General features: G+C 44.4%; 8 protein-coding genes and 1 pseudogene. 4 read left to right on the forward strand and 5 right to left on the reverse strand.

What is annotated here, in order from left to right:
* The first annotated feature begins 457 nt into the window (after positions 1 to 457).
* On the forward strand, positions 458 to 7,441 hold the full coding sequence (locus tag QUA58_RS07400; protein ID WP_333393502.1) for an FkbM family methyltransferase: 6,984 nt from the start codon (positions 458 to 460) through the stop codon (positions 7,439 to 7,441).
* 57 nt (positions 7,442 to 7,498) lie between these two features.
* Here the strand turns inward: QUA58_RS07400 and QUA58_RS07405 are convergent, their stop codons facing one another.
* The 4 genes from QUA58_RS07405 to QUA58_RS07420 all read right to left on the reverse strand — a co-directional run bounded on the left by QUA58_RS07405 (position 7,499) and on the right by QUA58_RS07420 (position 10,944).
* A complete protein-coding gene (locus QUA58_RS07405) occupies positions 7,499 to 8,125 on the reverse strand; it encodes a hypothetical protein (protein WP_333393503.1) in 627 nt (208 codons plus the stop codon).
* Positions 8,126 to 8,279: 154 nt separating this feature from the next.
* Positions 8,280 to 8,477, reverse strand: coding sequence for a hypothetical protein (locus QUA58_RS07410; protein WP_333393504.1), 198 nt, complete (start codon positions 8,475 to 8,477; stop codon positions 8,280 to 8,282).
* A gap of 118 nt (positions 8,478 to 8,595) precedes the next feature.
* Positions 8,596 to 9,489, reverse strand: coding sequence for a CNNM domain-containing protein (locus tag QUA58_RS07415; protein ID WP_333393505.1), 894 nt, complete (start codon positions 9,487 to 9,489; stop codon positions 8,596 to 8,598).
* A gap of 369 nt (positions 9,490 to 9,858) precedes the next feature.
* Positions 9,859 to 10,944: a hypothetical protein gene (locus QUA58_RS07420; protein ID WP_333393506.1), complete on the reverse strand. Its 1,086-nt coding sequence runs from the start codon at positions 10,942 to 10,944 to the stop codon at positions 9,859 to 9,861.
* Positions 10,945 to 11,058: 114 nt separating this feature from the next.
* Between QUA58_RS07420 and QUA58_RS07425 the strand changes: the two genes are divergently transcribed.
* The 3 genes and pseudogenes from QUA58_RS07425 (at position 11,059) to QUA58_RS07435 (ending at position 14,157) form a co-directional block, all read left to right on the forward strand.
* Complete coding sequence (locus QUA58_RS07425) at positions 11,059 to 11,946, forward strand: YihY/virulence factor BrkB family protein (protein WP_445243618.1); 888 nt, start codon at positions 11,059 to 11,061, stop codon at positions 11,944 to 11,946.
* A gap of 588 nt (positions 11,947 to 12,534) precedes the next feature.
* Positions 12,535 to 12,957 (forward strand): annotated as a pseudogene (locus tag QUA58_RS07430) (glycosyltransferase); the annotation flags it as partial.
* A 144-nt stretch (positions 12,958 to 13,101) separates the two neighbouring features.
* Positions 13,102 to 14,157 (forward strand): glycoside hydrolase family 104 protein, encoded by a 1,056-nt coding sequence (locus QUA58_RS07435; RefSeq protein ID WP_333247576.1) that lies wholly within the window; start codon positions 13,102 to 13,104, stop codon positions 14,155 to 14,157.
* A 235-nt stretch (positions 14,158 to 14,392) separates the two neighbouring features.
* Here QUA58_RS07435 and QUA58_RS07440 read toward each other — a convergent pair whose 3' ends face one another.
* Positions 14,393 to 15,109: a DevA family ABC transporter ATP-binding protein gene (locus QUA58_RS07440; RefSeq protein ID WP_333393508.1), complete on the reverse strand. Its 717-nt coding sequence runs from the start codon at positions 15,107 to 15,109 to the stop codon at positions 14,393 to 14,395.
* Between the last annotated feature and the right edge of the window lie 139 nt (positions 15,110 to 15,248).

Raw genomic sequence — 15,248 nt, forward strand, 5'->3', positions numbered from 1 at the left:
TTTTTATTTATGTTCATCAATCTTAACGTAATTGTAACTTGTTTTTGCGTGGGAGGAATCCCGGCCAGGGCTCTGCGGTCTGAGGTGAGGTCGTGGAAACCGAAGGTTCCTTCACTTCGTCAGGAGATGGGAGTGCTTTACTAACGGGTGCATTTTTCATACACTATAAAGTAATATTTGTCAAGTGCATTATAAAAGTGGCGATCGCGCTCCTGTGCTGTTTTGGTAGCCGACTTGGCGTATAACTGTGAAGAAGCTTTGGAGTAACAGGAGCGCGATCGAGCTGATACGACAGAACCAAGGGCAAGGCTCAAGGCTGTTTCCCTATAGGGAATAACTCAAAAAAGTTAAGCATCAGACCTTCGCCGTCCTATAAAATCTCTTGTAAAAGGTTGAAATTTCAGAATAATGATTCAGCTAAACTCTTAATTTAGACTTTCATCTGGAGACACTAAAAATGGACTTAAAAACAATGGAAATTAAATCATCAATGGCAATTAATTTTATTCGTAACTTTGTTCAACCTGGAGATATTGTTTTTGATGTCGGGGCAAATAGAGGGCAAAAAACAGAGGTCTATGCTGCCGCTGGAGCGAAAGTAATATGCTTTGAACCCCAGCCAAACTGTGTCAACATCTTGACCGAAAAATACCAGCACAATCAAAATATCGCCATCGTTAACAAGGGATTGGCAGAACAAAAGGGAACGATGGAGCTTTCAGTATGTAATGATGCGAATTACATATCAACTTTTTCTAAAAAATGGCAGACCGGACGTTTTGCTAACTACCAATGGAATGAAACTGTTAGCGTAGAAGTTACTACCTTAGATGAGATGATCGAAGTGTGGGGACGACCACATTTTTGTAAAATAGATGTAGAAGGCTTCGAGTATCAAGTATTAAAGGGACTATCTACACCAATTCCTTATATATCATTTGAGTTTGCCATAGAATTTATTGACGATACAAAAAAGTGCATAAACCACCTGAAAACTCTCGGATATAAGCTTTTCAATTTTGCCAATGGCGAACAAGCTAATTTAGTATTTCCTGAATGGGTTTCCGAGGAACGCCTTGTCAAGTACCTAGAATCTAGCAATGACTCCTTACTGTGGGGAGATATTTATGCTAAATTCGAGGCAAATCAACATCATATTTCTGGTAGCGGAATAGCTAAAAATAGCAGCAATGAAGTGATAGCAACAAAAGGATATCTAAACTTACAGAAACTTTGTCAGGAACACTCGATTACCCCGCGCGGTCTGATTCACATCGGAGCCCACGAAGGGCAAGAAATGAAGGAATATCAAGCGATGGGCGTGCCAAAAGTGCTGTTCATAGAGGCTAATCCTTCTGTCTTTGAAAGATTGAAACAGAATATAGCTGGACTTCCTAATGTGTGGGCGGCAAATTGCGCTGTCAGCAACGAAAATGGCACAGTCAATCTGCGAGTGAATTCCCACGATATGAGCAGCAGCATTCTGCCCCTGAAGCTGCATAAAGATATTTACCCCGGCATGGTAGAGGTAAATCAAGTTACCGTCATCTCGAAAACTCTAGACGCACTTCTGGAACAAAGCCCCTTCACTTCAGCCGATTTTAATATCATTAATATTGATATTCAAGGGGCAGAACTTTTGGCTTTTCAAGGCGCTGTCGAGACTTTGAAATATATAGACGCAATTATCACAGAAGTTAATCGCGAAGAACTTTATGAAGGGTGCGCGTTAATTGACCAAATTGATGATTTTCTCTCATCATACGGCTTTGTGCGAGTAGCGATGGCCAATCCTTCCCATCCATCTTGGGGAGATGCTTTTTATGTCAAACAACCACTTCCCAGTCAAGATGCGGGTAATTTGAGTTCGAGTGGCTTGTCTGTGAGTGCGATCGACAATACCATCATCGTCACCAGCATAGCACCGGGAAATGTTGAGAATCAGCGGGCGGCTGTAGAAAGCTGGCGCAGTCTGGGATTTTCCCCTGTTTCGCTCAATAGCCCTGAAGAAATTAGCCAACTACAGCCCATCTATGAAAATGTTACTTTTCATGCGGTAAACCGCGATGCACGGGTCGAAGCGGGAAGACCGCTAGTGTATCTTGATGATATGTTTGCATATTTGCGCGATCGCCCTACAAAAATCTGCGGCATAGTCAACTCAGACATCCGCCTGAAAGCTGGTGACGATTTTCTCGCCTTAATCTGCAAAGAAGCGGAAAATTCCATAGTTTTCGGTTCGCGAGTCGATGTCGAGACATCTGAAAACACAGAAGGAAAAATTTATGCTCAAGGATTTGATTTCTTCTTCTTTGACAAACAACTGTTAGAACAGTTTCCAACTTCCCAATTTAGTTTAGGTCTTCCCTGGTGGGATTTGTGGATACCGCTTACCGCTCATCAGAAAAATCTCAAGTTGAAATATCTTGCTAGTCCTGTTGCCTATCATATCAAACATCAGGTCAATTACATCAACAATTTTTGGCAAACAAAAGGCATTCACTTCACGGAGTTTTTCGACTCCAACTTGTCTAGCAGATTTGAAAAAATGCTAATTGATGACAAGAACCGTTTGCAAAGCGAGCTAACGAATGTTGCAGTTCAATTCATGGCATTTATTGACAAGCAGACGGAAAAAATTCAATATCCAAGACAATATTTAACCACTCAAATTGCAAATTCAATAAAAGTCTCCGCCATAGTTTCTACCTACAACTCAGAAAGGTTTATGCGCGGATGTCTGGAAGACCTCGTAAACCAAAGCCTTTACAAAGCTGGCGAACTCGAAATCATTATAATTGACAGCAATTCCGAACAGAACGAAGGAGCGATAGCACGGGAGTTTCAAGCTAAATATCCCAACATAATTTACTGCCGGATACCAGAACGGGAAACCATTTATGGGGCTTGGAATAGAGGAATCCAGATTTCGCGAGGCAGATACATTACTAATGCGAACGCCGACGACAGACACCGCCCCGACGCATTGGAAATCATGGCTAATTATTTAGACTCGCAACCAGAAACTGCTCTGGTTTACGGAGATCAATTAATTACGAATGTTGTTAATGATACTTGGGCGGGGACGCAATCTAAAACGCGGTGGAATTGGCCGGAATTTTCCTATGGGGAACTGGAACAGCGCTGCATCACAGGTTCTCAGCCGATGTGGAGAAAATCTCTGCACGAAAAACATGGCTATTTCCGAGCAGAATTGACTGCGGCTGGGGATTACGAATTTTGGTTGCGGATTGGCAAAACAGAAAATATGTGCCGCATCCCGGAAATCATTGGGCTTTATTACCACAACGAACAAGGTTTAGAACATGGTTCAGGGCGATCGCAACAAGAAACGCTTAAGATATGGAATGAATACGGCATCATCCGCCGAGGTGTCAAACCCGCCACTACCGTCCCCGTTGCCATCTCTCCGTCACAGCTAAATGCCATGCCCTACCGCACATCCGAACCAGCACTCGTCAGCATCATCATCCCCTGCTACAACCACGCAAATCTACTCAGAGAAGCTGTAGAAAGTGTTGTCAGTCAAACCTATCAAAACTGGGAGTGCATCATTGTCAATGACGGCAGCACCGATGATACCAACAACTTCGCAAACTATTTAATTCAATTGTATCCTCAAAAAGCGCTGCGCCTGATCGATAAACCCAACACCGGGCCCGCTGATTCGAGAAATGTTGGCGTGCAGCAATCGTCAGGAAAGTTTATTTTATTCCTAGATGCTGATGATAAACTTCATCCCAAATTTCTAGAGGAGTGCGTGGAAATTTTATTAGCAAAACCCAAGGTTGGTTTTGTTTATACAGATGTGCAGCACTTCGGAGCCAACTGCGATTTAGTTGTTCACGGTGACTTTAATGCTAATCGGTTTTTGAGAGACAATCAAGCCCCTGCTACTTCCCTATTTAGAAGGGAGATTTACGAGCAAGTAGGCGGCTTGAAAAAAGTGATGAAGCTGGGATGCGAAGATTGGGAATTTTGGATTTCTGCCTATGAAAAAGGCTGGTTAGGCGATCGATTACCTCAGCCTTACCTGTACTATAGGCAACATGGCGACGGCTCTAGCAGAACCCAAAAAATGGCGGGAGAACGCCCAAAATTAGACTTAATGAGAGCTACAATTGTTCGCCTACACTCTCAACTTTATAAACCCGAAGAAGTTCGTTGGTCAGAACAAATTTTGCAGCAACACGGTAACTTAATTGCTGATGAATTAGCTCAAATTAATAAACCCGAACAATTCTTAGCTTCCCTTCCTCAATACTTGGGAGATTACCAAAAAGACCAAACTAATCAAGTTGCTTTGGCTAACATCCGCGACTGCCGCCGACAACTTGCCGATTATTTGGTGAATCTACCCGCAGAAAAACTAGAAACTGCCTACTCCGGCGATGCAGGTAAGGCACATCAAATGCTGCTCAACAGCACTATCAAATATGAAGCACTAACAGATGCCGAACAGAGTTTGATAGCTCAACTAGCAGCACATATATCTCAGGGAATTAAAACTCTCAAAGATGTTAACTACTTACTAGCAGCCGCTCTTTACCGTCGGGCTGACCAGTTGTTGCTGAAGTATGAAAACGCAGCTATACCCAATTGGTTTGTCAACGACTATCTCAAATTTATGTTTGCGGCGCCGACTCTCTTTCAAGAACTAGGAGAGGCTGACAATTATTGCCGCTACGTGCAGGGATGGGTTAGTTACGTACACCGCAATATATTCCAAAACCAAAATTCACAAGTTTGGCAGGAAATTGCCTGGTTTTTCACTCAAACTGCTAACTTCATCCCGCTGTATTTCAATAGCGAAAATCTCAAAGAAATATACAGGAAGCGGGCAGATATTATTGAATTTGCGATGAAAAATCGCGGGGCTGCCATTGATTGCATTTTTCCGGCAAGGCCTGCAAACAGACAGAAAATTCGGGTCGGTGTTCTGACTAAACATTTTGGGGCGATGACGGAAACTTTCGCCACGTTACCCGCTTTTGAATATCTGAACCGAGAGCAATTTGAAATTATTTTGTACGCTCTTAATCTCGACGGGAACAAACTAGAACAGTATTGTCAGAGTCGCGCTGACAGACTGGTTAAACTGTCGAATGACTTGCCAAGTCAAGTTCTGACAATCCGCGCTGATGATTTAGATATTCTGCTGATAGCTACAAATATTACTGCGGTTACTCACCCGATTAGTTTACTGGCGCTGCATCGATTGGCGCGGGTACAAACTACTTGTTTTAATTCTCCTGTGACTACAGGAATACGACACATTGACTATTACATTGCTGGTAAGTTGATGGAACCTGCACCTGAAGGACAGGAGCATTATCGCGAGGAATTAGCAACTATTGACGGCCCTGGATGCTGTTTTAGCTATACCCTCGAACCTTACACTCCTAACATTAATTTTACCAGAAATAGTATCGGCATTTCCGAGGAATCGGTTGTTTTTATTTCGAGTGCGAATTTGTATAAGCTAGTGCCGGAGTTAAGGGAAACATGGGCAAAGATTATGGCGGCTGTTCCTAATTCGGTGCTGTTTTTAATGCCTTTTGGCCCTAGCTGGACTAATTATTATCCAGGGGCGGCTTTTGTGAATAATATGAAAGCCGTTTTTGCTAAGTATGGCATTGAGAGTAATCGTTTGCGGGTGTTGAAGAGTTTTCCTAACCGTGCGGATGTTAAAGAAGTTTTGAAGTTGGGGGATGTTTATTTGGATTCCTATCCCTATGCGGGGACTACTTCCCTTGTAGATCCGTTAGAAGTGGGACTTCCAACGGTGGTTAGGGATGGGAATACTTTACGATCGCGCATGGGAGCGGCTGTGGTACGATCGCTCTTGATGCCAGATTTAATCGCCCATGACGAAGCATCCTACATTCAGCTAGCCGTTACCCTCGGCACTAACCCGCAACTGCGCCAGCAAAAACGGCAGGAAATTCAGCAAAAAATGCAGGGCAATCCCGCCTGTTTTGATAGTGTTGCATACTCGGGGGCGATCGGCAAATTATTCCAACAACTCTTTGGCAAATGGCAAACGAGCCACCTGGAAGCATCCCGCAGCTTACAAGATAGCATTCCCAAACAGGCAGATTTGGGCGAGATGCTCTCGAATGCCGTCAAGCTTTACCAAAGAAACTCATCAAACATCTCAGCAATATCCGAACTGCGTCAAATCCGCAAACAAATCGCTGATTTTTGGCTGAACCTTCCCACAGAAAACCTTGAAACCGCCTACAAAAGCGCGCCCGGTAACAGCTATCAAATCCTGCTCAAGAGCGGTTTCCAACGTCAACCGATGATCGAAAGCGAACAAATATTTTTGCAGCAATTAACCCAGATTAGCAAAGGATTAGTGCATCCCAAAGCTGTCAACGCCTTGCTCGCGGCGATGCTGTATTTCCCACCGGGAACCATGCGAATTCCCGAAGCTCGTAACCGTTTGCCACACTGGTTAATTGGGGATTACGAACAAGTTTTTGAGACTGAAGCCGCCGTCAAGTCTGATTCAAGTTCTGACTTGCTAGCTCAATACATTCAATCCCCGCAATTTGCGAATCAACTGTTAGGATGCGTCAATCTTTACCGCATTGATTCGTCAGACGAATCCGTAGTTTTGGAACTCCGCCAAATCAGAAAACAAATGGCTGATTTTTGGCTGACTGTTCCTTCAGAGAAACTAGAAAAGTTTTACCGAGGAGAAGTTCGCAAGGGATATCAAGCAATACTAGGATGTGGCTTGCAAGCAGAAGCAATGACTGAAGCAGAACAAAAATTTTTGCAGCAATTGACCGAAATTAGCAAAGGGTTGGTGCAGCCTCAAGCTATCAATGCTCTGCTGGGGGCAATGCTGTATTTTGTTCCGGGAAAAATGCGGGTTCCCGATGCTCGCACCCGCTTGCCGCAGTGGTTGCTTGAAGATTATGAAAAGGTGTTTGAGAGCGTATTCGCGACAACAGAACCAACACTTGCAAAACCCGATTATCTGCCGCAGTTTCTCAATCAATTAACTGCTGCGGTTAATCTTTATGAAATCGACCCGACGGCTGAATTGGTAATAGCAGATTTGCGGGATATTCGCAAGCAAATTGCCGATTTGTGGCTGAGCGTTTCCGGCGAACAAGTAGAAGTTTTGTACCGGAGCGATTTTGGTAAGGGCTACAAAGCAATGCTAGGAAGCGGGTTTATTAACGAGCCGCTGCATGACAGCGATCGCGAGTTTTTCAAATCATTGGTTGTTGAGTTGAGTAAAGGGTTTGGAGCGCCTAAAGCTGTAAATAATTTGTTGGCGGCGATGCTGTATTGTCGCCTAGGACAGTTGCGGGTTCAGGATGCGAATACTTGTTTGCCGGAGTGGTTGTTGGCGGATTACGAGCAGTTTGTTGGGGGTGCGATCGAGCTTGCGGTGAAGTAAACGGATCGCGCTGGGCGGGCAGCGACTCGCCCAGGCCGATCTGGCGCGATCGATTAGTTAGGGAATTGAATCTTGATTTGGATTAGAAAAGGCATTAGCAAGAGCTACTACGTATTCTTTAACAAGGTCTGCTAACTCTGTAAACGACATTGTGACTCCGCTTGCACAAATACCATTGTTGGAAATCCAAACATGGTGTAAATTTCCTTCAGGTATAGTTGACGACGTTTCAAGATGTTTGCTAATATTGGAAAGTCTATTAAGCTTTTCAAGAGAGCTACCGTCTCCTTTCTCAAACAATTTCGTTTCCTTTGACTCTATCTTTTTTTCTAGTTTTCTCCGAAATTCGTAAGCCTGATATAATTGTGTAACTGCTATTTCAAAATGAGAAAGCGCTTGAAAATATAAAGATTTGTTCTTTTTGCTCTCATTTAAAAATAAAAGCAGTAGAGTACGACCATTTTGATACTCAACTAAAGCCATTTGTACGCGACGGATGATGCCAAAAATATAAGGTTTGTACTCGGTTTTAATAGGAAATATGAATATAGAATTAAGGAAAAAGTTATGAATCAAATCTTGTACCTCAGCGGAGTGCTCTGCTAGATCCGGAGCATTACACTCAGACAATTCTGAAATTCCCTGAGCGAAGTAGTTATCTAAGGCATAGTTTGTAAAAGGCATAATTTGTTACTCAATGACCACTTCTCAAGTCTAACGTCTGCTAAAAAGCTCAGCTTACGGACAACCGAACCCATCGGGTAGTAAATACTGCACTACTCTTACCTTAGAGCTAGACAAGTCTGAAAAGGGATATCTAACCAAAATTATGTCATTTTTAGAGTAGCTGGGCATAGACATCATCCTCAGTATTATCCCAAACTGTATCTAGTGATGTTTGACTGGCTTGAAGCCAAAACTCAGCTTCTTCATCAGGTAAAACTGTTGCTAATACTTTTGCCCCTTCGGGTAACTCTGATAACTCCAGCAGTTCAATTTTCCCTTGTCGAACAGTAGCCCAAAGTGTTTTTAGCATATCCACCTCATAAACTGTGCTTTATGCAATTTGCAGATTTCTGTTACATTGTCGCACTGAGCGACTAATTACAACCTCACACACATAGATCGAGGAAGTATTTAAGCCTGATTTAGTATCAATTTAACACAAGTTCTGGATGTTGCGGCTCAAACAAAGGGCGAGTTACCTGGCGCAAGAGCACTGTTTCTAAACTGCCTTCTACTACATTTTCTGCTTCTATTTCTAACTCGCCCCACAATAGCCGATCGCCTTGATTGGGCATTTTACCTAAATTGTGGATCGCGAATCCGGCGATTGTTTGATAAGCTTGGTTAGTCGGCAGGTTTAACCCGAGTTTTTCGTTAACTGCTGTCACTTCCCAATTGCCAGAAATTAGTGCCGAATGAGCATCTTTTTGAACGAAAGTTGCCTGGGAAGGTGACACCAGCGGTTGAGGCTCTTTACTGGTAATCCAACCAGTCAGCAGCCGCACGGTACCGTTGAGAATTGCTAGCAGCGGCCACAGTAATTTTGAGCAGAATTCGAGGGCCGGCATCAACAGCAAAGCGGTGCGTTCTGGGGCGTGGGTTGCTAATACTTTGGGGATTAGTTCTCCTAAGACTATTTCTACATAAGTTACAAAGATAAAAGCTGCGGGAACTGCGATCGAATGAGCGCTCAACATGGCGGGTAAATGACCGATCGGCAATTTGTCGATCCACGGCTCGATCCAGTGTACAGTCGCACTCTCGCCCAACCAACCCAACAGCAAGCTCCCTGCCGTTGTGCCTGTTTGAGTCACCGACAGGTAATGCGGTATGTTCTTCTGCGCTTGGTGGACGAGTTCGGCGGTTTTGGCGGTTGGGCGATCGCGCAAGTGAGCCAGTTGGCGGATTTGATGGCGATCGGCTGAGACTAATGCTAATTCTGCCGCCACAAAAAATGCGATTAAAAGTGTTAATCCCAGCAACATTGCTAATCTCAGCAGTGTTTGGGCGACTTCTATTTCCAGGCAAGCAAGGTTGTTCAAGATAGATATCTAATAGGATAGATGTTTTTGACTAATACGTTTATTTTAGCTGTCGATTCAGATTGATTGACTGCCTCAGCTATCGGATATCCCCACTACCCTTATTCGTAGGCGCGCCGAGGCGCACCTTACCCGTAGAACTTGTGAACTCTTTCTCTTCTCTTCCTTCGCGCCCTTGGCGTCTTCGCGGTTCGTTTTAACTGAGATATTGCACCATTCTAAATTACTTGTTTAGGAACAGGCTTTCCGGCCTGTTCCACAAGAGATAAATTTTATTGTGGAACAGGCTTTCCGGCCTGTTCTGGACAATGATGCAAGATGTGAGTAAAAAAAAGAATCCAATTCACAAAACCGCAACTCATTGCTGTATCAACTCTCCCTTACTCCCCGGAGCGAATTAATTTCCGTAAAAGTCTGCACCGGATCGGACTTCAACCCGCCTTGAATGTAATTCAACTTCACTTCTTCCAACAAATCCGACAGCAGCGACTGCAATTCCCCTAGAGTTTTCTCATCTTGCAATTCCCGCCGCAAACTTTGATTAAATTCTTGGCTGAAATTATCTAAAATTTTTCGACCTTTATCGTCTTCATAAGTAGTAGCTACCACATCAACAGCAGTTTGAGCCAAATAATTCGCTAGCTGTTCCGTCATCTCCGTCGGCAAAATGTTAATCGGAGAGAAATTTTGCAGGATTTGATAAAAATCCGACTGTTTGATTGTTGTTTCCAAATTGTGGTGCAGCAATTCTTCCAAATCCGGTTGCACCTGTGGCAAAACTTTGTAAATTGTCAGATCTAAAATCCGCTTGGTAATTTGTTCGATCGTATTTTCCTGATTGACGTGAAGGTACGGCTGCTGCGCCAGCAACATCTGCACCGCGTCGCCCTGTTCGATCGAACTTTTAGCTTGATTGATAAATCGCACCATCATGTATTCCGACATCGTATTGGCTAAATAAGCCACCGGTTCATAGGTAACTTGAGCAACTGCGCGATCGAGATTCACCAAACCCGACTTGTGCAGCCGCACCAATACCGGCAGAATCCGCCACCCCTGCCAAATCGGGATCACCAGAAACACCTCGTACCAGCGCCTCAGCACAAAATCAAACCAAGTTACCCCCGGTTTGCGGCGGGTATGGAACAGACTTTTAATCAAAAATTCCGCCCCAAAAAAACCGATAAAAAACGTATCAATTCGCCAAAACTGGTCAGCGCTTTTCAAAAATTCGGGATTTGGCAAACTCGAATCAATGCCTTTAATTGGGTCATAAATTTTAACTAAACCCGGAAAAAAGCTCTGATAAACAGGGCGCAACTGAAGGTAACTGAAATGGAAAAGCACCAGCAATAAATTGACCACCGCTACTAAGGCGCTCAATTTTGCCCAAGACATTGCTTTTTTGGACAAGTTTACATCGGTGCTGTTAACAGTTGTGTTGGAATCTGACATAAAAGTAATTTTCCGAATTTGCTAATCGATAAATCTGTCTTGTGGCCGACGCTAAAAAACCCCTAACAGCTTATAATCCCTTGGTGAACGCTAAGTATAAGGAAACCAAAAGCCGTGAAATTAAAAACAGTCATATCGCTGCTAAAAGAAACTTTTAGTCAATGGCAAAAAGATAAAGCCCCAACCCTAGCCGCCGCCCTAGCCTATTACACAGTCTTCTCCCTCGCCCCGTTGCTAATTATCGTAATTGCGATCGCGGGTTTAGTCTTTGGTGCAGACGCAGCCCAAGGTCAAATCGTCACCCAACTGCAAAGTTTAATCGGCAAAGATGGCGCTCAAACCGTCCAAGAACTAATTCTCAAAGCCTCCGAACCCAAGTCGGGAATGATTGCTACTTTAGTCGGCATCGCTACACTTTTGTGGGGCGCTTCCAACGTGTTTACTAATCTCAAAGAAGCCCTCAATACTATTTGGAATGTTTCACCGCCTCCCGGACGTGGGATCTGGGGATTCCTGCAAGACCGCGTATTGTCTTTTGCAATGATTTTAGGCATAGGCTTTCTACTGCTAGTATCTTTAGTAATTAGCGCCGTTTTAGCAGCCATCAGCTCTTGGTTGAACGACTTGCTGCACTTACCAGTCGGCATTTGGCAGATTGTGGATTTTGCTCTCTCCTTTGGCGTAGTCACGATGCTTTTTGCCTTAATTTACAAACTCTTGCCCGATGTCGAGCTTGCCTGGAACGATGTTTGGATAGGCGCTGCCATCACCTCAGTGCTGTTTACGATCGGCAAATCCCTAATTGGAGCTTACCTCGGAGGTAGCGGTATCGCCTCTACCTACGGTGCAGCGGGTTCCTTCGTGATTATCCTGCTTTGGATTAATTATTCCGCTCAAATTCTCTTCTTAGGTGCCGAGTTTACCCAAGTTTGGGCTAACCGATACGGCTCCAGAATGCGAACTTCGCGAAACAATATCCTCAACATCGAAAAAGGAAAATGAATCCTTTGCACGCAAACATCGGAAGAACTCTTAACATTACACAAACGGGAAATTTGAGGTTAAACCAGAATCCCTAGTTTGAGATAAGAAGCAAGAAGCAGAACGCAGAAGGAAGAGGGAAAAAGGCAGAAGGCGGAAGGCGGAAAGAAAGAAAAATTTTCAATGCAATAATTTGGCTTTTTTTTTCTTACCCTGTAACATTCTGTTTTCGGGGCGACATACTTCTGCTTTCTCCAAATCCCTACCTATTTATCCAGAGAAGTAAAAATTATACCTTCGACTGACCTCGCATCTCGAACACCAAGCTGAAAGCAGGTGCAATTTTTACACCGACCAGAATCCAGGAAATTCCCTTCACCCTCATTCATTTCTATTTAGATTATCTAGAGTTTGAGCTGCTGCACGTCTCTGTCAGCAGAAGGAAGTCGTCTGTCAATTTTTCCCTGTAACTTATCCCTGAAGGATGATTTCTAGATCCAGCCTTTTCTATTTAATACAAATTAGCTAGAAGATTCGAGTCCCGGCGCTGCAGCCAAAATTGCATTTTCAATCTTCTCCTGAAATATTTTTAATTTTTGGTAAACAATCATGATTTCATTAACTAAAAAACGCATCGGTCTCATCTCCGTACACGGCGATCCCGCTGTGGAAATTGGCAAAGAAGAAGCGGGCGGGCAAAATGTTTACGTGCGTCAAGTAGGGGAAGCTCTGGCTAAACAGGGGTGGCAAGTTGATATGTTCACCCGCTCATCCGATCGCCAATAAGCAAGAATTGTACAGCACAGTCCCAATTGCCGGACAATTCGGCTAGTAGCAGGGCCGCAAGAATTTATTCCGCGCGACGAACTCTACGGATATTTACCAATCTTTGTTCAAGAATTTCAGAAGTTTCAGTTAGAGTCAGGCTTTCAATATCCGTTAGTTCACACAAATTACTGGCTGTCTTCTTGGGTGGGAATGGAGTTGAAAAAATCCCAACCCCTGCAGCAAGTTCAAACTTACACTCAACTGCTCGAACAATCGGCCCTTGAGCTTGACCCCGTGAGCGCTTAGTAGTATCACTTAATATGGTTGAACCCAGTTTCCCTTGATCCCTATTTCACTCATCCGTTCTAACTGGCAACCTTCAACTAGAAGTGATATCAGGAGGTACTCTTGTACGCGCCAGAACATCTGGGAAGCCATCTACAACCCATTTCCGACATCGAGCTAATTCGCCTGTGGGTGGAGCGCAAATCCCCCCGCAGCAAGCGCTTTAGCTGGCAGGCGGCCAACCGTTTTCGGCTGTTTGTAGAAAAACCGCTGGCAGAAGTGACTCTGACAGATGTCGAGACTTTCGCCGCAGCAATGAGGGTGAGCAAACTTGCACCCGGTTTCTACAAGCAAACCTTGCTAGCGCTGAAATCGCTGTTCGCCTTCGGCCAGCAAACGGGAATCTTGCCCGCAGCCCTCCCTCTGCAGGGGTGGCCTGTGCGGCAGCGCAGGCAAGTGTCCAAACACCTCCGTTTTAAACTTTCGTGGACTTTGTTAATCTGTTTGTGCTTTTTCTTAGGTCGAATGACGCCGAGACTGTGGGGGCAATCGGTCTCGGCAGAAAGCTCGCCCGCCCCGAAACGCCTACCGGAAGTTGCGGCCCTCGGTTCAGCAGACAAAGGAGAGAATAATATCGATCGCGATCGAACAACCGAAACTGGAACCCTGAATTCACCAGATCCGAGACAGGATAGCCGACTCGATAGCATTGGGCCCGAACGTCGAGTCAAAGCCTTTCTCGACACGATTGCCGCCGCCGAAGGAACCGCTAGCCCCGACGGCTACCGCACCCAGTACACCGGCACGAAATTTGTCAGCTTTCAAGATCATCCCAGGGAAATGAGGTGCGGCCGCCGCTATGGCAAAAAACTCTGTTCAGACGCAGCGGGGCGATATCAGTTTCTCAGTACAACTTGGGACAGATTTGCCAAAAAATTTAGCGTCAGCGATTTCAGCCCAGAAAATCAAGATTTGATGGCTATAGAGTTAATCCGAGAAAAAGGTGCATTAGAAGATATAGAAGCGGGTCGATTGGAGTCAGCAGTCAGAAAACTCGCTTACATCTGGCCTTCTTTTCGGCGTTATGGCGGTTCCGTGGAATCCTCTCTGCCGAAACTAGAAGCAATGTACCTGCAAAAATTGGGTAGTTACCGGCAAGGATTGGTTGTTAGCAATTAGTCAACAGTTCAAGGACAAGTTTAGATTGGGGTTGGGAATTTTGGATTAAATTTTGACATCCAAAATTGAAAATGGGGGAGTTATGGGTGATATCAAATCCGTTAGCATCGGAATAGTAAATTCGAGTTCACTGTTGACTGTTGACTGTTCACTGTGCACAGTCAACAGTCAACAGTCAACATCATTCCGGTGTAACCGGAAATGATATGATGTCTATTCTTTGGTATGTTAAAAATTATGCTAATTTGCCATCTTCCATGTGAACGATGCGATCGGCAATATCCAAAATTCGGTTATCGTGGGTTACTAACAAAATAGTACAACCCTGCTCTTTGGCTAGTTGCTGCATCAAATTGACAACTTCGCGGCCGGATTTGCTGTCCAGCGCGGCTGTCGGTTCGTCAGCTAAAACAATTTGCGGTTGGCTGACCAAAGCGCGGGCGATCGCAACTCTTTGTTTCTGTCCTCCCGACAAATCATCTGGATAATAGTTAATCCGCTGTTCCAGTCCTACTAACTCTAGCATTTTTGCCGATCGATCGCGCATTTGGGAACGCGACAAATTGCCGTGAACTTCCAAACCCATTTGCACGTTTTGCAGTGCGGTCAAACTGCGGTGCAAGTTGTGCGCTTGAAAAATGTAGCCTATTTTGCGCCGCGCCTTTACCAATTGGTCTGCACTCGCTTTGCACATTTCTTGACCGAGAATTTTGAGACTACCAGATTGACCAGAACGCAGTGCGCCAATCAATGTTAAAAGCGTGGTTTTTCCCGAACCAGAAGGCCCGGTCATCAGGACGATTTCACCTGCATTTATTTCTAGGTTGATGTCAAAAAGTACCTGTTTTCGCAGTTGACCTTGACCGAAGTAGTGGTCGAGTTTGTGCATGGAAATTACTGGCTCAGAAATCTGTAAGTTGTCGGTTGTGGGGTTGAGGGTAGTGGATTGCATAATTTCAAAGATTCGGATTTTTTTAACCACAGAGGGCGCAGAGAACACAGAGAGAGAGATGAATAATTCGGATGAATCGAGGATTTGATATGATACAAAATCCGGCTTAAATATCCGTTTACTTTTTATTTCTTAGTCT

This window comes from Microcoleus sp. N9_A1 (genome assembly GCF_036701795.1).
Classification (GTDB): domain Bacteria; phylum Cyanobacteriota; class Cyanobacteriia; order Cyanobacteriales; family Microcoleaceae; genus Microcoleus.

Bases quoted from the DNA above. Each gene is read 5' to 3' on its own strand.
- QUA58_RS07420 (WP_333393506.1), bottom strand. From the start codon at position 10,944: ATGTCAGATTCCAACACAACTGTTAACAGCACCGATGTAAACTTGTCC.
- QUA58_RS07410 (WP_333393504.1), bottom strand. From the start codon at position 8,477: ATGCTAAAAACACTTTGGGCTACTGTTCGACAAGGGAAAATTGAACTG.
- QUA58_RS07440 (WP_333393508.1), bottom strand. From the start codon at position 15,109: ATGCAATCCACTACCCTCAACCCCACAACCGACAACTTACAGATTTCT.
- QUA58_RS07400 (WP_333393502.1), top strand. From the start codon at position 458: ATGGACTTAAAAACAATGGAAATTAAATCATCAATGGCAATTAATTTT.
- QUA58_RS07405 (WP_333393503.1), bottom strand. From the start codon at position 8,125: ATGCCTTTTACAAACTATGCCTTAGATAACTACTTCGCTCAGGGAATT.